17 protein-coding genes and 2 pseudogenes are annotated in these 19,345 nt (G+C 36.0%); 11 read left to right on the top strand and 8 right to left on the bottom strand.

Features of this window, described 5'->3' with window-relative positions; translation table 11 throughout:
* A pseudogene (locus C9J29_RS23775) lies at positions 1–897 on the top strand (sensor histidine kinase); the annotation flags it as partial.
* Here the strand turns inward: C9J29_RS23775 and C9J29_RS23770 are convergent.
* Entirely contained in the window at positions 898–1,212 is a 315-nt protein-coding gene (locus C9J29_RS23770) for a hypothetical protein (RefSeq protein ID WP_008174498.1), read from the bottom strand. It lies immediately after the preceding pseudogene.
* Positions 1,213–1,490: 278 nt separating this feature from the next.
* Between C9J29_RS23770 and C9J29_RS23765 the strand changes: the two genes are divergently transcribed.
* The gene (locus tag C9J29_RS23765) at positions 1,491–3,092 is read left to right on the top strand and encodes a Na/Pi cotransporter family protein (protein WP_171365314.1); all 1,602 of its coding nucleotides are present in this window, start codon (positions 1,491–1,493) and stop codon (positions 3,090–3,092) included.
* Between the two features lie 136 nt (positions 3,093–3,228).
* On the opposite strand, the gene C9J29_RS23760 is transcribed toward C9J29_RS23765, so the two are convergent.
* Positions 3,229–4,101: a LysR family transcriptional regulator gene (locus C9J29_RS23760; RefSeq protein ID WP_107922893.1), complete on the bottom strand. Its 873-nt coding sequence runs from the start codon at positions 4,099–4,101 to the stop codon at positions 3,229–3,231.
* A gap of 101 nt (positions 4,102–4,202) precedes the next feature.
* Between C9J29_RS23760 and C9J29_RS23755 the strand changes: the two genes are divergently transcribed.
* Complete coding sequence (locus C9J29_RS23755; protein WP_107922892.1) at positions 4,203–5,366, top strand: YbfB/YjiJ family MFS transporter; 1,164 nt, start codon at positions 4,203–4,205, stop codon at positions 5,364–5,366.
* 32 nt (positions 5,367–5,398) lie between these two features.
* Here C9J29_RS23755 and C9J29_RS23750 read toward each other — a convergent pair whose 3' ends face one another.
* Complete coding sequence (locus tag C9J29_RS23750; RefSeq protein ID WP_008174493.1) at positions 5,399–6,259, bottom strand: YitT family protein; 861 nt, start codon at positions 6,257–6,259, stop codon at positions 5,399–5,401.
* Between the two features lie 33 nt (positions 6,260–6,292).
* A complete protein-coding gene (locus C9J29_RS23745; RefSeq protein ID WP_036147586.1) occupies positions 6,293–6,832 on the bottom strand; it encodes a transcriptional regulator in 540 nt (179 codons plus the stop codon).
* 185 nt (positions 6,833–7,017) lie between these two features.
* On the opposite strand from C9J29_RS23745, the gene C9J29_RS23740 reads away from it, so the two are divergent.
* The 4 genes from C9J29_RS23740 to C9J29_RS23725 all read left to right on the top strand — a co-directional run bounded on the left by C9J29_RS23740 (position 7,018) and on the right by C9J29_RS23725 (position 9,552).
* Positions 7,018–7,269, top strand: a complete 252-nt coding sequence (locus C9J29_RS23740; RefSeq protein ID WP_043989760.1) for a PLD nuclease N-terminal domain-containing protein — start codon at positions 7,018–7,020, stop codon at positions 7,267–7,269.
* Positions 7,253–8,155 carry an ABC transporter ATP-binding protein gene (locus C9J29_RS23735; RefSeq protein WP_107922891.1) on the top strand — a complete coding sequence of 301 codons (903 nt, stop codon included), beginning with the start codon at positions 7,253–7,255 and terminating at the stop codon, positions 8,153–8,155. Before C9J29_RS23740 ends, C9J29_RS23735 begins: the two co-directional genes overlap by 17 nt.
* A 4-nt stretch (positions 8,156–8,159) precedes the next feature.
* Complete coding sequence (locus tag C9J29_RS23730; RefSeq protein WP_107922890.1) at positions 8,160–8,939, top strand: ABC transporter permease; 780 nt, start codon at positions 8,160–8,162, stop codon at positions 8,937–8,939.
* A 229-nt stretch (positions 8,940–9,168) separates the two neighbouring features.
* Entirely contained in the window at positions 9,169–9,552 is a 384-nt protein-coding gene (locus C9J29_RS23725; protein ID WP_107922889.1) for a GntR family transcriptional regulator, read from the top strand.
* Between the two features lie 49 nt (positions 9,553–9,601).
* Here C9J29_RS23725 and C9J29_RS23720 read toward each other — a convergent pair whose 3' ends face one another.
* A complete protein-coding gene (locus C9J29_RS23720; RefSeq protein WP_107922888.1) occupies positions 9,602–10,999 on the bottom strand; it encodes a hypothetical protein in 1,398 nt (465 codons plus the stop codon).
* A 421-nt stretch (positions 11,000–11,420) separates the two neighbouring features.
* On the opposite strand from C9J29_RS23720, the gene C9J29_RS23715 reads away from it, so the two are divergent.
* The 4 genes from C9J29_RS23715 (at position 11,421) to C9J29_RS23700 (ending at position 16,247) form a co-directional block, all read left to right on the top strand.
* Positions 11,421–12,059 (top strand): GntR family transcriptional regulator, encoded by a 639-nt coding sequence (locus C9J29_RS23715; RefSeq protein WP_089985464.1) that lies wholly within the window; start codon positions 11,421–11,423, stop codon positions 12,057–12,059.
* Positions 12,060–12,078: 19 nt separating this feature from the next.
* Positions 12,079–13,128, top strand: coding sequence for a 2,3-butanediol dehydrogenase (locus C9J29_RS23710; RefSeq protein ID WP_089985466.1), 1,050 nt, complete (start codon positions 12,079–12,081; stop codon positions 13,126–13,128).
* Between the two features lie 360 nt (positions 13,129–13,488).
* Positions 13,489–14,451, top strand: a complete 963-nt coding sequence (locus tag C9J29_RS23705) for an ABC transporter substrate-binding protein (protein ID WP_170844075.1) — start codon at positions 13,489–13,491, stop codon at positions 14,449–14,451.
* Positions 14,452–14,588: 137 nt separating this feature from the next.
* Positions 14,589–16,247 carry an AraC family transcriptional regulator gene (locus tag C9J29_RS23700; protein ID WP_107922887.1) on the top strand — a complete coding sequence of 553 codons (1,659 nt, stop codon included), beginning with the start codon at positions 14,589–14,591 and terminating at the stop codon, positions 16,245–16,247.
* Between the two features lie 219 nt (positions 16,248–16,466).
* On the opposite strand, the gene C9J29_RS23695 is transcribed toward C9J29_RS23700, so the two are convergent.
* From C9J29_RS23695 to C9J29_RS24860, 3 genes and pseudogenes are all read right to left on the bottom strand, one after another.
* Positions 16,467–17,591: a Ger(x)C family spore germination protein gene (locus tag C9J29_RS23695; RefSeq protein WP_008174471.1), complete on the bottom strand. Its 1,125-nt coding sequence runs from the start codon at positions 17,589–17,591 to the stop codon at positions 16,467–16,469.
* A gap of 29 nt (positions 17,592–17,620) precedes the next feature.
* The gene (locus tag C9J29_RS23690) at positions 17,621–19,021 is read right to left on the bottom strand and encodes a spore germination protein (protein WP_090001233.1); all 1,401 of its coding nucleotides are present in this window, start codon (positions 19,019–19,021) and stop codon (positions 17,621–17,623) included.
* A pseudogene (locus C9J29_RS24860) lies at positions 19,014–19,345 on the bottom strand (GerAB/ArcD/ProY family transporter); the annotation flags it as partial. The gene C9J29_RS23690 and the pseudogene C9J29_RS24860, both read right to left, overlap by 8 nt.

Raw genomic sequence — 19,345 nt, 5'->3', positions numbered from 1 at the left:
AAAATGAACGAGAAATGGGTAACAGACGTGACAGAGTTCCATCTATTTGGTGAGAAACGCTATTTATCACCCGTCCTTGATCTATGTAATGGCGAAATCATTGCATACTCGGTTATGAAGCGTCCAGGGCAGGATGAAATTGTGTTATTAACCGATAACATTAATCAAATGGCAGAAGAAATTATGACCAGCATTGACATGGAAAGAAAAGTTGAGCAGCAAAAAAATGACCTCCTTACAACCGTTTCTCATGACCTAAGAACACCTCTGACCTCTATTATGGGATACTTGCGTTTATTAAGAGAAGAGAAATATGAGACAAAAGAACAGTATGACGAATAGTTGAAGATAGCCTTTTCTAAATCTGAGCAATTGAAAAATTTAATTGATGATTTATTTGACTATACAAGGCTAATGAATGATAAAAATACGTTTGTACGACAACAAATTTGTTTGAATGAGCTGCTTGATCAACTGATGGAGGAGTTAGTGCCCCTGGCAGAGCAAAAACAACGTCTTTTTATCAAACATTTTCCAGAGCATCGTATTTTTGCGGCACTGGATTCTGAAAAAATTGTTCGGGTATTTGATAACCTATTAATCAATGCTATAAACTACACCACTGGAGATGGAAAAATTTTGGTTTCACTTGAGGAGCAAGACGACCAGGTTCGAATTTGTGTGGCCAATGAAAGTGATGCGTTTACAGCAGAGGAGCTTAATAGTTTATTTGAAAGGTTTTATAAAAAGGATCAATCAAGAACAAATGTGACGGAGGGCTCGGGGCTTGGACTAGCGATTGCCAAAAGCATCGTGGAGCTTCACGGAGGAACAATTCACGCGAAATACAAGAACGAAACATTGTACTTTGTTATCTCACTGCCCTTTACGACGTAACTAATTTGTCCAAAGTGGATAAATGGTTATAGCATGATGTGGTTGTTCATGGCTGGCAAGCATATCCTGCATGGCAGCTAAAAAAGCAGTGTTTTTAATTAATATTTGAATTTCTGTCTGTTTGTATTGCTTTTGAAAATCAATAATATAATCTCTAATGATTGAAAGGTTGTAGTGACTGTTAATTTCCACTTCAACGAAAAATGGCAATGTTAAATCAGGAAGCTTGGTACTACCACCGCGGCGAATCCAAACAGCTTCTTGTACATAATAACGGATGGGTAGTTGACGGTTACTGGCAATAAAAATATCCATAAAAAGCCCCCTTCTATGTCTATTTCAAGCCTAAAGGAAAATTCCTCAGTCGTCAAAAGAAAACATGTGGAAATCTTAACAGCAATTTTCTCATGTTTTTTTGTTTGCTTTTTGTTGAATTTTGTTTGATTATGTCCGTTTTTTGGACTAATTGTAAAGGTAGTGTAAACATTTATTTAATCCATTGTAAATGATATGTACAGAAAGCTTAAAACTATTAATAATAAAGTCTGACAACAAGGAAAGGGTTGAATAGATTGGATATCAATATACAGGAGATGATTTTCCAATTTCTTGGAGGGTTAGGCTTATTTCTTTTTGCTATTAAATTTATGGGAGATGGTTTACAGAAGGCTGCTGGTGACCGTCTACGAGATATTTTAGATAAATTTACAACAAATCCATTAATGGGTGTACTAGTTGGTATTATTGTTACGGTTCTTATACAGTCCAGTTCAGGAACCACTGTTATTACAGTAGGGCTAGTAAGTGCTGGACTTATGAAATTGCGCCAAGCAATCGGCGTTATTATGGGTGCCAATATTGGAACAACTATTACTGCCTTTATAATAGGGATTGACGTAGGTGCATATGCATATCCCATTATGGCAGTGGGTGCCATTTGCTTATTTTTCTTTAAGAAAAGTATCATTCAAAATATTGGACAAGTACTTTTCGGGTTTGCCGGTTTATTTATTGGTTTAGAGCTCATGAGTGGTGGGATGAAGCCCCTTCGTGATTGGCAACCATTTTTAGATTTGACTGTCCAAATGTCCGATGTACCGATTTTAGGTGTGCTAGTTGGGACAATATTTACGTTAATTGTTCAATCTTCTTCTGCTACAGTAGGTATTTTACAAGGACTTTATGCTGAGGACTTAATTTCTTTACACGGAGCATTACCTGTTTTGTTTGGAGATAATATTGGAACAACTATTACTGCCATCTTAGCGGCTTTAGGTGCTTCTATAGCAGCAAAAAGAGCTGCTGCCACTCATTTACTATTTAACGTAGTGGGTACGATTATCTTTATGCTGATACTTGGCTTATTTACGAACTATGTAGAATGGATTGCTGGGTTGCTTAATTTAGAACCAAAAATGCAAATAGCCTTTGCTCATGGAACTTTTAATGTCATTAATACGCTCGTTCAACTGCCGTTTATTGGCGTTTGGGCATATGTCGTAACAAAATTAATTCCTGGTGAAGATTCAGTCATCGAATATAAACCAAAATTTTTGGATAAAAATTTAATTGTCAAGTCACCTTCAATTGCACTAGGCCAAGCAAAAATGGAAGTCGTGCGTATGGGGGAATATAGTATTCTAGGATTAGAAGAAACGTTAACGATTTTAAAAACAGCTGACACAAAATTGGTAGGCAAGGTCGAACAATTGGAAGAAGCTATCAATAATTTAGATCGGAAATCCACAGACTATTTAATAGAGTTATCCAAGCAATCTCTATCGAACCATGATTCAAAACTACACCACGCTTTGTTTGACAATATTCGTGATATCGAGCGTATTGGTGACCATGTAGAAAATATTATCGAGCTTCTTCAATATAAAGATAGCAACCGCGTCCGCTTAAGTGATCAAGCACTGAAAGAGTTAGAAGATATGTTTATTTTTACATTAGAAACTGTAAAAGTCGCTATTGAATCTCTTGACAAGCAGGATTTATCTTTAGCACAGCAAGTGATAGAAAAGGAAAATGAAATAGATAATATGGAGAGACGTTTACGTAAATTGCATATTAAACGATTAAATGAAGGTGTGTGCTCGGGTTCAGCCGGCATTGTATTTGCTGATATCGTAAGTAATTTGGAAAGAATCGGAGATCATGCATCCAATATAGCGGAAACGGTTATTTCCTAAAATGAGCTGTTCAGTAGAGTAAAAACTACTGAACAGCTTTTTTATAGTGCCCAAAGTAGTGGATAAAACTATGAGAGTGACGGATAGCCCCACAAAAGTGACCGAGAAAAGAAATACGAAAAATCCTAGATCCCCCCTAAAAAGGATGATAAGCTTCTATAGCTTCTAAAAAATAGTGGAGGATGGGCGATTGTACTTCATCCTTACGATAAATAAACCAAGTAGGAATTTGGGCTTGCTTGGTTGTTATTTCATGTAGTTTTAATGCATAGGCTGCCATATACTTCTCTGCAATGGCGCGAGGAAGTAAGGTAATGCCTAGACCAGCCGCCACACAGCCAATAATTCCATCAAGCGTACCAAATTCCATTCTATTTTTCGGCTGTACGCCGTCCTCATGTAACCAATGCTCGAAAACGGCTCGATAGGAGCAGCCATGTCTGAAGGAAATTACTGTACTGTCCTCGATATCAAGCAAATCTTGGATAGGTTTATGATTGCTTGATGTAATGATGACAAGCTCTTCGTTGACAAATTCCTTGATCAATATATTTTCTTTATAAACGGGGCCAGTCACAAAGGCACCATCTATTTCATAGTTTATTAACCGGTCTATATTGTACTGAGATGGACTTGTTAAAATAGTAATATCGATCTTTTCATGAGCTTGATGGAATGTCGTCAATAGGGTAGGTAAATGCAAAGCGGCAGTTGTTTCCATTGAGCCAATCCGTAAAATACCACTTGAATGCTCATCATCTTGTAAAAGTTCAAAGGATTTCTCATAGAGATGAAGCATTTTTAAGGCGACCTCGTAAAATTGTTCCCCCTTAGCTGTTAGCTGAATACCTCGATGCCCACGATAAAATAATGTTGTATTATACATAGCCTCAAGACTTTGAATTTTCATAGATATATTGGATTGTGTGTAATTAAGTGTTGCAGCTGCTTTAGAAAAACTTCCTGTTTGAACGACTGTTCGAAAGATAGTCAAATCATTAATATTCATATGCCCTCCAGCTATCAATTTTATTGATATCAATTATAACGAATTAAGAATATTTGTGATACCTAAAATTCGATATAGTGGAGAAGAGAAGGAGTGGTACTATGCAAAAGCAAACCATCCACTATTTAATAGGTGGCGTATTCGCTTTAATGATCGCGATGGGAATCGGACGTTTTTCATATACAGTCATTCTACCCTATATGCAAGAAGCGTCTGGGTTTAGTCGAGCTACTGCAGGCTATTTAGCATCCAGCAATTATTTAGGCTACCTGATTGGGGCATTAGTGGTGGGACGATTACCAATTGAACAAAAACGTGTTCCCTTTTTGCAAGTAGGTCTTATCATCAGTATGTTGACTACGATCTTTATGGGTTTTACAGAAACGATTATTATATGGTATGTCCTCAGATTTATTTCTGGGGTAATGAGTGCTTTTATTTTTGTAGTCATTGCTAGTCTTGTTCTCGATCAATTAGCGGATAATAATAAATCGCATCTATCAGGGCTTTTCTATAGTGGTGTGGGAATTGGAATAGCTATCAGTGCCATCATCGTTTCGCCCATTCATGCAATCCTTAAATGGAATGGAACATGGATAGCTTTAGCGTTAATGTGTGTTTTATTATTTGTCTTTATTGCTTTATTCATCAAACCCATCCCACACAGTAAAAAACAGTGGGGGAATCAATCTATACCAGTACCAAAAATGCCACCGAAGTCATGGTTGAAATGGTTAATTGTCGCCTATAGTTTAGAGGGTCTTGGCTATATTGTCACAGGAACTTTTATTGTTTCGATTGCTCAGGAATCAACAAGCTTTCATGGAAATGCAGCACTAGTATGGTTTGTAGCTGGTTTAGCTGCTATTCCATCGTGCATCATATGTTCCAAGCTATCACAGCGCTTTGGTTATGTGAAAATATTACTGATTTCAATGGTTGTTCAAGCAGTCGGAATAGCTTTACCGGCATTAGCAACAAATACAATTACGCTTTATTTAAGTGCCTTTATTTTTGGGGCAACCTTTATGGGGATTACAACAATTGTTACAACATTAGCAAGACACATTGTCCCAGTAAACAGTCATCAAATTTTAGGCTATTTAACAGCTGGCTATGCTTTAGGTCAGATGGTAGGACCTACTGTAGCAGGAGTACTTGCTAACTCTACTAATAGCTACCAATATTCATTAGTTGGTGCAGCGACAGTTGTAATCATTGGGGCGTTGAGTTTATTGGGTGGGGTAAAATACGAAAAAAAGTAAGTAAGACTGTTGGCGTCTTACTTACTCTTATTTTAATGGATATCTCTTTTCTTAAAGTTCCCGCCACGAACTTCTGAAACATCAGAAATCACAACAAAGGCGCCTTCATCGATATCTTTAATAATAGTAACTAACTTGTTTTCTTCCATACGGTTAATGACACAGTTTAAAATTTCTGTTGGTTCATTGGAGAAGCCGCCACGTCCATGGGTATAGGTAACACCACGTCCGAGACGAGCTTGGATTGCGTCCCCAATCTCCTCCGATTTAGCACTAACAACACGGACTTCTTTTGATTTCTCTAAACCAACTTGGATAATATCGATAACATTTTTTGCAATATAATATGTTAACGCTGAGTATAAAGCGCTCTCTAAGCCAAAGATGAAGCTTGCCCCTAAGAAAATAAAGGCATTGATAAATAAGATAATATCGCCGACTGAAAATGGAATTTTCCGTGATAGTAATACAGCTAAAACTTCCGAACCATCTAAAGCACCACCGTTACGTAAGACAATCCCGATACCTACCCCAAGCAGCATACCACCAGATAGGACAATTAGTAAGGGATCATTTGGGCCTAAAATGGTTTTGACATCATGTAAAAGAACTGTTGATATGGATAATGCTGCGATCCCAGCACTACTCATTAGGGCAAAGGTTTTTCCAACTTGCTTATAACCGATATAGATGAACGGAATATTTAAGACAAAGAGCAGTAACCCTAATGGGAGTCCAAATAGGTGTGCCCCCATAATACTGAGACCCGTTACACCACCATCAATGACAGCATTTGGAATTAATACAGCTTCTAGTCCGTAAGCAGCAATTACTGCCCCAATAATAATCATAATGAATTTTCGAGTGTTTTCTAGTGACTTTCCTTTTTTCATAAATCTTCTCCATTTCTTTACGTAAAATACTACCTAAGGTTTTGGAATAATATTTATTGCAATTGTTTTAGTCTCCGAACCTTTACTTGAGTCGGCCATATTATAGTATTTAGTTAATAAGTCGTTCAATTCATATTCAAAGCTCTTAAATTGATCAGCTGTTAACGATAAGTCAATGAAAGAAAAAGTAGCTAAATCTGTAATACTTTCTTTTTCATCAAGTGAATGTAAATAATTTTGATATTGAGATAGTAGTGCTAATTGATAGTAGGAAATGTAATTTAATTTTTGCTTAGTTGTGAGCTGTGTCCAATCCTCCTTACTAAGTTTTGCTGCTCCTTCATTTAATGCATAAAACTTCTCTGTAACAGAACGGACTTTTCGCTCCTTCACAATTTTTATGATGTTTTCGTCCACTAAAATTTGGATATGTCTATATAAAGTAGCTTGCGGTACATCCTTAATGACCGAAATCATCTCCAAAGTGCTTAAACCTTCTTCTTTATTGTGCATCAGAGCTTGTAAAATTTTCATTCTCACAGGGTGCATTAATACCTCTGCTTTATTGCGCATAAACCGATCCTCCTAATAAAATAATGAGATGGTATCAAGGAAGGCATTCGAATGTTATCAAAATGAGAACATTATCAAAAAATATACTATAGATATTTTTTGAAGATGTACAGTAAAAAGGTAATGAAAATTTTCAACAACTTTGTTATCATTATTGATAATGATAATGAATGGAGGTTTTAGCAATGAAATTACACTATGGTTTTGATGAAATCAGTCAACTCGATTGGGCGAGTATACTTCCTATTCTTTTGCCATTTTTATTGGTGGGCTCTATCCTCATTCTAATTGCATTAATCGATTTATACCGCCACAGAAATAGGAGAGAAAACGTACTAATGTGGACAATTATTATTGTGTTTTTTAATACAATTGGTCCTGTTTTATATTTCATGATTGGTAGAAAGGATGTCAATACACGTGCGCTTAGAAATTAAAGGCATTACAAAAAGGTTTAAACAAAAGACGGCAGTGCATGATTTTTCAATGGTCGTTAATGCGAATGAATGCGTCGGATTAATTGGACCAAACGGAGCAGGGAAATCGACATTGATTCAAATCATTGCAGATATTTTATATGCAGATGAGGGGGAAATTCTTCTAGATGGTCAACAAATTACAAGGATGAAAAATCAGATTGGCTATTTACCTCAGTATCCTAATTTTTTCACCTGGATGACAGCATTTGAGACATTATCCTTTATGGGAACACTTTCTGGTTTACCAAAGAATGAATTACAAAACAGAATTCCATTACTTTTAGAAAAAGTTGGTTTAGGGAAAGAAGCCCATTTTCAGGTTGGAACTTTTTCAGGTGGTATGAAGCAACGACTTGGCATCGCACAAGCTTTATTGCATAAACCAGCTTTGATGATTATGGATGAGCCAGTGTCAGCTCTAGATCCAATTGGAAGACGGGAAGTGTTGAATCTTTTAAAAGAGATTAAAAAAGAAACGACCATCTTACTTTCAACCCATATATTAAATGACGCAGAGGAAATTTGTGAGCGCTTTGTCGTTATTCAAAATGGTAGAAAAATAGAGGACGCTACAAAAGGTCAGTTGCTGGAGCGTCACCAAGAATCTGCAATCTATTTGATGGTTCGCCAAGAAGACCTTAATTGGGTAACAACGGTTGAACAGTTATCCTATGTCAGAAAAATTGAAAATGAAAGAAATGGCTTTAAAATACACGTCCATCAATTGGAGGAAGACGCTCAAAAATTGTTACAGTATGCGATAGATTCAAATGTCATGTTGTTAAAGTTTGAATTGGGCATTCATGAAAGCTTAGAAGAAATATTTTTAGAATTGGTGGTGTGAAATTGTGAATACTTTTTTGGCATTAAGTAAAAAAGAAGTAACTCAAATGACGAAGGAATTTAAAATTGTCTGGCTACCAATTGTCTTTATTTTACTTGGGTTAACTCAGCCGATTATGATGTACTACATGCCGGTTATTTTGCAATCAATGGGTGGTGTGGAGGGTATTATGATTGACCCAACCTTGGCAAAACCGGAGGGAAGCGAAGTACTGGCCACAACCCTAAGTTCGCAGTTTGATCAGTTAGGAATTATTATTTTGGCAGTTGCAGCAATGAGCATTATACAAGGTGAAAAAGCAAATGGAATGATGGCATTTATTCTTACAAGACCAGTGTCTATCTCATCCTACTTAAATAGTAAAATTATTGTCCATTATCTAGTAGCTGTTTTCTGTATAGCTCTAGGCTATGGTATGTCATATGGCTATACATCTTTTTTATTTACGGCGGTACCAGTGACACATGCTTTGCTGGCTTTGCTATTTTATTGTGTGTGGCTATTGTTTGTTATTACGTTTGTTGCCATGATGAGCACGTTTTTTAATAGTTCGGCTTTTATAGCATTAGCAAGTATTGTCGTCCTATTTATCTGCCGTTTCATTGCTGGTTTACATCCGCTTTTGGATGTTGTTAATCCTGCCAGTAATAGCTTGCATGCTACTACTATATTGATGTCAGGGAGTATGAAAGCTTGGTATGGCTTCCATAGTGCAGTTACCATGCTCCTAGTTATATGGATGATTGCAACCATGCGCCATTTCATTGCAAAAAGGAAGTTTTAAATGGGAGGAATGGCGAATTTGTTATAGGTACTTTGTCAAAATCATCGGAAGCCATTATATCCATTCAACTGTATTAATACACTTATTATTCGAAGCACCTACTTTCATAATCGACCATCTTACGTTTGAACATACCCATTGATATCAGTTGTTAAGATTGTATCTTATTACTATGTACAATTATATAAATTTATAGAGTTAGCTCTTAAATGAAGGGATAGACTGGCCAATGAATCTGAAAGTAAATCGAACAAGTAAGGTTCCACTATATCAGCAGCTAAACCAACGATTGCTATTAGCAATAATAACTGGGAATTTAAAAAAGGGTGACCATTTACCATCCATTCGAAATTTAGCTGCACAAACAAATCTTAACCTTCATACTGTTCATAAAAGCTATAAGAAACTTCAGAAAAGCGGGATCATCACCATTAAACCCCATTCAAAAGCAATTGTTATTGTAGATTCTGGGGAAGCAATAAATATTTCCCTTCAACAAATATCTATACGTATCGAACATATAATAATAGAATCTTCTGTTTTAGGGATTAATGAAATTTACCTTAGGCAGATGTTTGAAGGGGTTTTACAGAAATATTACAATGAGCGTTAAATAAAAAGAGGTGGCTCCTATTCTAAGGAGCCATCTCTTTTTGCCTTATTTAAATCAAAAACACCGCTACAATTGTTGTCACAACAAGCCCAATGATTACAGGGATTAAGTTCCGCCTTGCGAGCTCAAATGGGCTCACATTACAAATGGCAGCTGCTGGAATTAATGCCCAAGGAATCAATGTTCCGCCACCAACCCAAATGGCAGTAATTTGCCCTAATGCCGTTAAAGTAGCAGTTCCTCCGCCTAGTGCCTTGCCGAATAAGCTTCCGACAGAGCCCGCTAAGGAAATTCCTGAGAAGCCTGAACCATCTAATCCAGTAATGGCACCAACTACAGCCAAAGTGATTACTGCAATTTCCTTCGTTAAAGGGACTATTGCTGCAAGACCAACACCGAGATCATTGACAATACCGTGCGAGGCAGCGGGTAAATGATCTCCGAGAATTTGTGTGAAGCCTGCATCTCCTAAATAGAAGAAAGCAGCAATCGGGATAACAGGTCCGAACACTTTAAAGCCGAATTGAAACCCTTGAATTAAATAGCTTGTTGTCTTTTCGAGCCCCTCTGTTTTATGGGCTACGATACTAAGCAAAAGTAATATGAAAACGGAGGTTCCACCAATTAAAGCAGTTGCATCGCTACCCTGTAATTTGAAAACCGACATGGCGATGACATCTAAGATAAAAGCAAAAGGAATAAGCACAGCGAAGAAACGTTTATGTCCAATTGACAGTAGATTTTCTAGCGTTTCTTGTTCACCGTTTTCTTCCGCGGAATTTGCTGTGTTTAAAAGTAAAGTTCCACGTTTCATATCTCGCCGCAAGAAAATATAAGCAACGATTGTCGTTACAACCCCCATAGTAATGACGAGCGGAATACTAGCAGAAACCACGTCTCCAACAGGAATACCAGCAGCATCTGCTGTTAGCTTCGGTGCCCCCTGGATGACGAAATCACTTGATAATGCAATCCCATGACCAAATAAGTTCATCGCCATCGCCACTCCGAGTGCTGGCAAGCCTGCACGAATGGCAACAGGCAAGAGTACTGCCCCTAACAATGCCACAGCAGGTGAAGGCCAGAAAAACCAAGAAATAATCATCATTAATAGACCAATCGTCCAATAGGCAAGAGCGGGTGTTTTAATGATTTTCGTAAATGGCGCAACCATAACCTCGTTAATTCCTGAAGTCATCATGACCCGGCTCATAGCAACAATAATAGAAATGATAAGAATGGTAGATAACAACTCTGTAATGGCATAAATAAAGCTGTTAAATACACCACTAATGGATGAAGTTAAATCGCCAGTCGCAACAATTGCTAGCATGAATATGCCTACTACACAAATGAGGGTGGTATCGCGACGTTTAACCATAAATCCGATGATAAGCACAATAAAAATAACGTAAATCCAATGGAGAGCAGTAAATTCAACCCCCATACGTTTCCCCCTCAATATTCGATCTGATTCTATAGAATATGAAGGGGAAAAAAGTTGGTGATAAATTTAAAAAAATTTCAATCTAAGTGAAGGGGAATGTAATTTGCAAAATGGCAAAAAAACAAACAATTCATATAGGGGATTACAGGGCGTACTTTGATCGAAAGGGGCACTAATTGATTACAGTTTAGTGTTACACAACTTCTAAACAAACTCCATGAAAGTAATCGGCGTAATAACTATTCCATTAGTGTTTTTTCTCATACCAAAACAAGTTAATTGAAAGATATGGATTTTTATAATAGAATACTTTTATAGATTATCGATAATCTATAATCCATAATATATAACACCTGTAGCTAATCACTCTATACACTGAACTATGTTAAAATAAAACATATAAATTTATTGGAGTGGTTTAATGGGGTTTGATGAAAATTCAATTTCAAAAAAGACAATTTCTGAGCAAATAGCTGAACAATTATTATTTCGCATATTTTCGGGCTATTATGAACAAGGTCAGCGCTTAATAGAAGCGGAAATTGCAAAAGAGTTACAAGTAAGTCATGCACCTGTCCGTGAGGCGCTTTATCTTTTACAAAAAGATGGTGTAGTTGAAAAAGTACAGCATAAAGGTGTAAGAGTGAAGACCATATCGGATCAGGAATTGAAGGATTATTTGGAAGCGCTTTATAACCTTTTGGATTTTGCACTGACAAAGTGTGAAGCTAAATGGACGGATGATTTGCAAAATGAACTTTTATTTCGTTTTGAAGCGATGAAACAAAAAAAGTCTGCTGAAAATATTTATGAATATGTTGTTTCGTTTGCTCACTTATTACAATTGTTTTTTGATGTTTCAGGAAATATTGCGATGCTACGATTCTTTAAAGAAACAATCTTTGTTACAAATGTAGCTGCCCAAACAAAATGGAAAATGAATCTAGTTGAATCCTACCATATGTCCATTAATACATTTATTAGGTGTATAGAAGCATCGGATTTTGATCATGCACGAGTAGCTATTAAAGATGTTATTTTATGGTACCAATTTAAATAATTTTTTGGGGGTAACATAAATGAAAGCTGCAGTTTGGCATGGTGTAAAAGATATTCGAGTAGAAGAGGTTGAATTACGCGCTTTACGAGAAGATGAAGTGAAAGTAAAAGTAGCATGGGCTGGTATTTGTGGAAGTGATTTGCATGAATACGAAGAAGGTCCAGTTTTCGTACCAGTTGATGTAAAAGCAGAATTAACAGGTGAAGTTGCCCCACTGACAATGGGTCATGAATTTGCTGGTATCATTGAAAAAGTTGGCTCTAACGTGACGGACTTAAAGGTAGGCGACCGAGTTGTCATCAATCCTACTTTGACTTATAGAAACAAACATGAAGATGTTGATCGCTATGATGGATTTAACTTTATCGGATTACATGGAGATGGTGGATTTGCGGAATATGTTAATGTTCCTGCAACAAATATTCACCGTCTAGCCGATAACTTAACATTACAAGATGGTGCATTAGTAGAACCAATGGCTGTAGCAGTCCAAGCTGTCAAAGATGCTGGGGTTACATTAGGTGATTCGGTCGCAGTATTTGGGGCTGGACCAATTGGGTTATTAACAGTTATCGCTGCAAAAGCATCTGGCGCAAGCAAAGTTATCGTATTGGATTTATCTGATGACCGTTTAGAAAAGGCAAAAGAGTTAGGCGCAACCCATGCGATTAATTCAGGTAAAGAAAATCCTGTACAAGCAGTTCGGTCAATTGTTGCAGATGGGGTGGATGTATCCTTTGAGGTGGCGGGAGTTGCTCCTACCTTTAAGCAAGCAATTGATGTAACAAAACCTCGAGGTAATATGATGATTGTTTCAATTTTTGCTAGACCAATCGAATGGAATCCAATGCAACTTACAAATACTGGTGTTAATATACTATCCTCGATTGTATATACACCGTCCATATTCCAAAGAACGATTGATGCAATGAGCTCGGGTCAACTAAATCCACAAGGTATCATTACAAGCCAAATTGAACTAGATGAAATTGTGGACAGAGGATTTAAAACATTAACAAGCGACAAAACGCAATCTAAAATTTTAGTTGCAATTAGCGGAGAAAACTAATAGATTCATCTATTTCTATTTTTTAAATGGGAGCATGGCTAATTACAGCCATGCTCCTTTCGTATATTTTTTGCATGAAGCCACCAAATCTTCACTAGTCATTTCCACTTCTCCGCTCACACAAACTACAAGGTAGTTGCACCTCCAATAAATGCGCTCCATAAATAGTAGTAGGGATAATTTCATTTCATGACCATAGGTTTTTCTTCTTCTTTATTGAAAAGCGTTGTTTTGGACAAGAATTGACATTTATACAAAGAAATCGTTGCGTTTTTTCCATTGTTTCACCTTTTCACACAAATTATAATAATGTTGTAAATGATAATCATTTTCAATTAAAGATCGAAAGGAGCAACAAGTGTGACAAAACAACATGGAAAGAAAATTATACAATGGGTAGGGGGGTTCCTCCTGTTGTTAATCATATCAGCATGCAGTACTTCTAATGCTAATAGCAATGTGGCTGATGAACAGAAAGAGGAAGGTGAGAAAACAGTATTATATACAACGATTACTGGTGAACAAGTAGAAATACCTGCGGATCCAAAACGAGTGGTTTATATTGGTCAGACAATTGGTGATTTCTTGGCAATGGATATTCCGGTTGTTGGTAATAATCTTCCGAAAGAGCCTGCTAGTTACTATGAAGGTAAACTCGAAGGAATCGTTGATATTGGAAATCCTGCTGACTTAGAGACGATACTTACCTTAAAACCCGATCTGATTATTAATGGCTATTACAAGGCGGATCCAAACCTGAATGAAGAATTGGCAAAAATAGCTACTACGATTCCCTTCAACCCAGCTCTTCCTTATACAGAACGTGTAAAGGAAATGGGGAATATTTTGGGCAAGCAGGAAGAAGTAGCTCAAGTAATTGCTAAATTTGAAACACGTTTTACAGAAATGTTTGAAAAGCTTCAATTAGCAGAAGGGGAGACTGCAACAGTTTTCTATCAGTTAGGTAAAACGCTTTATGTTATGGGCGATCGTAGCCTTGGTGCTATTATTTATGGAGAAAATGGCTTTGCTGTCCCTCCAGCAGTACAGAAGAATATTATTGATGTAGAAGGCGTGTCTTTCGTTACGGTTTCAGAAGAGGTGCTTTCTCAGTTTGCTGGTGATCATTTGTTTGTAATCGTACAAGAGGATGATGAAAGTGAATCAGAAGCTGACCGGCTACTACAAAGCCCAATATGGGGAACATTGCCTGCAGTCCAAAAGGGAAATGTTTATGTGATTGCTAATGAATGGAATACAGATGAATTGCTAGCTTTGGAGCAATTATATAAAAAGCTACCAGAATGGATGCACAAACAGTAAAAATTGTATCTATCCCATCAATTATTATAACCGTTAGTTTTCTAAAATAAAGCATCCTCGGTCAAAAGTTGATAGTGAATCATTCTGTGTTATAATAACGATAATGATAATCATTTTCAATTGTTGGAGAGTTGCTTATGAATTTTGCATGCCTATATACTAGGCTACAACACTATGATAGTTTTCAAGTTAATCAGCAGACGGCAGCGATGAGCTATAAAAAGAGGAATGACAATGAAACGAATTTGTGCACATTATTAATAGCACTTAGCCATGGCATACGCCTCTATGTAGACAAAATTGCAATCGATCTAAGACAAGGGAGCTGCATTCTCGTTTTACCAGTACAACGCTACACTGTGGAATCGAGTACTGGAGAGGCACAGCTTGCACGTTTTACCTTCGAAACCTTTGAAGTAAAAGGAAGGGCTTTACATCCGGCTGCTCATCCACCCTTACTTTGTGGTTATCCTTATAGGCTATTATATTCTCAAGTTAAGCAAGTACTAGGGAATGAAATATGGGTGAAGAATCAATTTTTCTCCTCTCTAACCTCATCAGAAATGGCTATGATGCAAGGTAGACTTCAACTGATTCTAGGGATGATGGCCCAGTTAGATCAGCAAGCTGTCGATTTGCAGAGCGAAGAAAAGACAAAAATGATTCAACGTACTATCCAATATGTGGAACAACATTATGATGAAGATTTAACAGTAGAACAGCTAGCGAATATGGCTGGCATTGTCAGGTGGCAATATAGTCAACAGTTTAAAATTTTGACAGGCAAAAAACCAACTGATTATCTAGTCCACGTACGAATAGACCAGGCAAAAAAACTTCTATGTAATTCCACAGAGCCATTGAACAAAATAGCTCGACAAATAGGATTTAAGGATGAATATTATTTCAGTAAGTGTTTTCATAAATTAACTGGCAACACTCCACGTGAATATGCGAATATCCATCTTCATACGCAGCAAAGAACAGTTATCGATTCACTTGGTAGAAGGATTCTTGTTCCTCAAGATGCCACACGTATTGTGACAGATGGCAAACATACACTGGGCGAATTATTAGTACTAGGTATATCTCCCATAGGAGCGGCTATCTCTATTATGAAAGAAAACGTAATTTATCATAATAAGCTACGCAATATTCAGAGTATCGGGTATTGGGCCGATCCAGATAAAATAGCACAGCTACAGCCTGAATTTATATTACTTAGCTATTATCCAAAAGATTTGCAGGAACTAAATACGCTTGCTCCAACGGTTGTACTGGACAAAAAGTTTAGATTATTTGAGCGGTTACGGTATATCGCCAAACTTTTTCAACGCAGTAAGGCAGCGGAGAAATGGATTACTACATATGAAGACAAAGTAAGATTGGTGCGTAGACAGTTAGCAGATGCCTATGTAACTGGAGAAACAGCTACTGTTTATCTCAAGTTAGGTGAAAAACTTTATATTATGGGCATGAATGGATTGGCGAGCTCTTTATATGAATCACTAGGCTTTCGTCCCTCAGAAAAAGTGATGCAACTCATCGAGCAAGGGGAGGCATGGTTAGAAATTCAGCACCATCAAATAAGTCACTATGCTGGAGATCGGAATTTTGTCTTAGCTTCTCGTAAGGAATTACATACTGTCTCTCACTGTCCATATATTTCAGCTTTAGCCGAGTTAAGTCCCGGTAAGACTCATTTTTTAGATGCTATATGGAATTATGATGATCCCATTACTCGCGGACGGTTACTAGAGGAACTACCATATATTTTTAAAAAGAAGATAGTATGAACCTGGGTTAGTCCCCAGCATTCAAAGGCTTGAAATCATACAACTATTTATTTTTTAGCTATCGAGGGGCTTCCACGATAGCTCTTGTTATTTTTCTCCATCATAACTTTATGATGGAGTTGATTGGAACGAAGAGTCGCGATTTTTGCATTCCTCCTTCACCAACTAACGGGATATGTTTTAACGGTAGCCATACGCAAAAAAGGTGAAGGTGCCATATTATTTAATAGCACCTTTATCCTTTATGAAAACATTTATATTTATTTTTTCAATAGAATTTTCAGTAATGGTATTTAATTTATCGACAGTCCATGATTGGGGTCTGAAACGATAAGCCTTTTCTGAAAGATTGAAAATATCGGAGTCTATTTCCAACCCTTTCATAAATGTACTTTGAAACTGTGCTGAAATAATTTTTTTGACATCCTTTTCAATGGTTTTTATTCCGATGTTTTTTGGATTTTCTCTAATTGAAGCTTTTACATCTAAATTTAAAATGAATTTAGGAATGGTGTCACCGACAATTTCTATATCATAATCTAAATTGTCAATAAACATGGAAACAGATTGATCCTTTATTGATAATTTCATGTTATTAAAATCCTTATTAAACCAATCTAGCCCTGAAAGTTCTTCTTCCTTTATCCAACCATTGAATTTTTGTCGTGAAAGAAAATAAGCACCACTTATTTTTAATATATTTTTAGATTTATTATCCTCCATCCAATAATCTTCACTAATTTTTATTGTAGGAACCATAATTGATCCAACTGGTTCATAATATCTTTTAATCATGTCTTGTACAGTACTGGTTGAGATGAATGAATTAAAGAATAATTGTTCATTTGGATCATAAGGAAATGTTAATATAGGCGGTTTATAAAAGAGACCATGTACATTCATTATCTCTTTAATATCATCTTCATAACCATAAGCTAACGTATTGTAACGTAGATAATAATCTCTACTAAAAAAATCAAAAAATTCATCCAGATGACCATCCAATATATTTTTGGAAATAAAGAAAGTTTGTATATGTCCATAATACAAAGGATTAACAGAATTCTTTTCTATATCATCGATTGCTCCCTGAATTGTTTCACCTTCTCCATGTCCAACAACAATTGGAGCTGGCTCAGATGCAATGCCAGGATCTGAGCCAGCAACATTTGTAAATCCGAAAGCTTGAAAATATAAATGATACACATCATTAGAATAATCAATACCAAGAGCGGTAATATAAACTTCACTTTGTATTTCCTTCGTACCTAAACAGCCGCCTAGAATAAATAATAAAGGAAAAATTAATGATATTTTGAATGTGGAAGTATAGTAATGGGACATTTATAATCTCCCTTCTACTGAAAAAACAGTCAGTCTTTTATTTTAATTCTAAATGGCATTTTTAAAAAACCTTTAATAAGATTGGGTATACTAACTTTATAAAATGTAGAAAGGTAAGGATGCCCGAAACTTTCTAATGACGAGATATATGTTAAGAAAAATAAGACGCTTAAAACAAAGCCATACATTCCAAAAAATGCGGAAATTATTAATGTTGCGACTCTTATTAAAAATACATTGCCTAGTACATTTTGATTAATTAATGTATAGCTAGATATAACGGTAAGTGCTCCAATTACTAATGTTGATGGTGATGTAAATCCCGCTCTTATAGCAGCATCCCCAACTATTAAGCCTCCTAAAACTGCAACAGTTTGACCTACAGCTTTAGGTAAGCGTATTCCCGCTTCTCGAAAGAGGTCAAAAAAAATGAGCATAATAAGAATTTCGAACGAAGAGGAAACAGGGAGTCCAATTTTAGATGCAGATATGGATACTAGTAAGGGAAAGGGTAGCTGGTTAAGTTGATGGACAGTTAATGCAATCCAAAACCCAGGTAAAAATATACTTGTTAATAAAGAGGTAATCCTTAAAATTCGTGAAAAACTCACAAATAAAAAATTCGTTTGATCATCTTCAGCTGCTTTCAAAATAAGTAATAAATTTACAGGTCCAATTAAACAGCTTGGACTTCCATCTACCAATATGACAAAACGGCCTTTATTGAGGGAACTTACTACAAAATCGGGCCTTCCTGAATAATCAAGGAGGGGAAAGAGTGTCAACTTATCATAAAGTAATTCTTCAATATGATAACTACTTGCAATATTATCTACTTTTATTTTATTAAGTTTGTTTTGTACATTTTTTAAAGTGTTTTGATCAATATAGTTCTCAATATAGAGCAATAAAACTTTTGTTTTACTGGTGTCGCCAATTGTAAAATCGTCACTTGATAAATTTTTACTTTTTAATCTCATTCTTATTAAAGAAAAATTTGTATCTATATTTTCAACAAACCCGTCTCTAGGCCCTCTTAATGAGACTTCCATATTTGATTCTTCAATGGATCGTTCAGGTAGTTTAGCTAAATTGGTTGAATATAAGCTATTCGATGGAACATGATAAAAATATAAAAAACCTGAGAAAATTTTTCTATTTATTTCATCTGTCTTCATTCTGTACTCTTGGATCTCCTGTACTTCTAAATAGCGATTTATAATTTCCACATCATATAAATTTCCATGTTCAGCCAGAAATCTAATATTTGGTAATAATGAATTTAAAAAAAGTACACTATCAATTAAACTATGGCAATAGATAAATATAACTTCATGTTTTTCGTTATTTAACATATAGAATTTACTACTTACCGTTATATCTGATTGGTGGTCAAATTCTTTATAAAAAAAATCCTTATTTTCAGTCAAGATGATGAACTCCCTTTTGCTTTTTTTCTAATACGTAGAAAACAGTCATAAAAAAGAATAAAAATAAAAAAATAGAAAGAAGATAAGTGCTTTTTATAAATGACAAAAAATCAGAAACAGACCAAGGAATTAATAATCCTATTGTTAAGCTTAGATAACCAATAATTAATATAAATTTTCGATTTTTAAAGAAGGATGACACAATATACATAAATAAACATATACGAATAAAAGCCATTGATAATATTTGGAGAACAGATAAAGAATCTAATCTTGTAAAGTACTTACCAAATGACAAAACTCTCCATTGCTCGTTTATAGGAA

The organism is Lysinibacillus fusiformis, from assembly GCF_003049525.1.
GTDB lineage: Bacteria > Bacillota > Bacilli > Bacillales_A > Planococcaceae > Lysinibacillus > Lysinibacillus fusiformis.
This window is presented reverse-complemented; position numbering and strand designations above follow the sequence as displayed.

What these genes read in the sequence shown, in the direction of transcription:
- C9J29_RS23755 (WP_107922892.1), top strand. Translation starts at nt 4,203, where the DNA reads ATGCAAAAGCAAACCATCCACTATTTAATAGGTGGCGTATTCGCTTTA.
- C9J29_RS23725 (WP_107922889.1), top strand. Translation starts at nt 9,169, where the DNA reads ATGAATCTGAAAGTAAATCGAACAAGTAAGGTTCCACTATATCAGCAG.
- C9J29_RS23745 (WP_036147586.1), bottom strand. Translation starts at nt 6,832, where the DNA reads ATGCGCAATAAAGCAGAGGTATTAATGCACCCTGTGAGAATGAAAATT.
- C9J29_RS23760 (WP_107922893.1), bottom strand. Translation starts at nt 4,101, where the DNA reads ATGAATATTAATGATTTGACTATCTTTCGAACAGTCGTTCAAACAGGA.
- C9J29_RS23770 (WP_008174498.1), bottom strand. Translation starts at nt 1,212, where the DNA reads ATGGATATTTTTATTGCCAGTAACCGTCAACTACCCATCCGTTATTAT.
- C9J29_RS23765 (WP_171365314.1), top strand. Translation starts at nt 1,491, where the DNA reads ATGATTTTCCAATTTCTTGGAGGGTTAGGCTTATTTCTTTTTGCTATT.
- C9J29_RS23715 (WP_089985464.1), top strand. Translation starts at nt 11,421, where the DNA reads ATGGGGTTTGATGAAAATTCAATTTCAAAAAAGACAATTTCTGAGCAA.
- C9J29_RS23720 (WP_107922888.1), bottom strand. Translation starts at nt 10,999, where the DNA reads ATGGGGGTTGAATTTACTGCTCTCCATTGGATTTACGTTATTTTTATT.
- C9J29_RS23695 (WP_008174471.1), bottom strand. Translation starts at nt 17,591, where the DNA reads ATGTCCCATTACTATACTTCCACATTCAAAATATCATTAATTTTTCCT.
- C9J29_RS23750 (WP_008174493.1), bottom strand. Translation starts at nt 6,259, where the DNA reads ATGAAAAAAGGAAAGTCACTAGAAAACACTCGAAAATTCATTATGATT.
- C9J29_RS23700 (WP_107922887.1), top strand. Translation starts at nt 14,589, where the DNA reads ATGAATTTTGCATGCCTATATACTAGGCTACAACACTATGATAGTTTT.
- C9J29_RS23710 (WP_089985466.1), top strand. Translation starts at nt 12,079, where the DNA reads ATGAAAGCTGCAGTTTGGCATGGTGTAAAAGATATTCGAGTAGAAGAG.
- C9J29_RS23740 (WP_043989760.1), top strand. Translation starts at nt 7,018, where the DNA reads ATGAAATTACACTATGGTTTTGATGAAATCAGTCAACTCGATTGGGCG.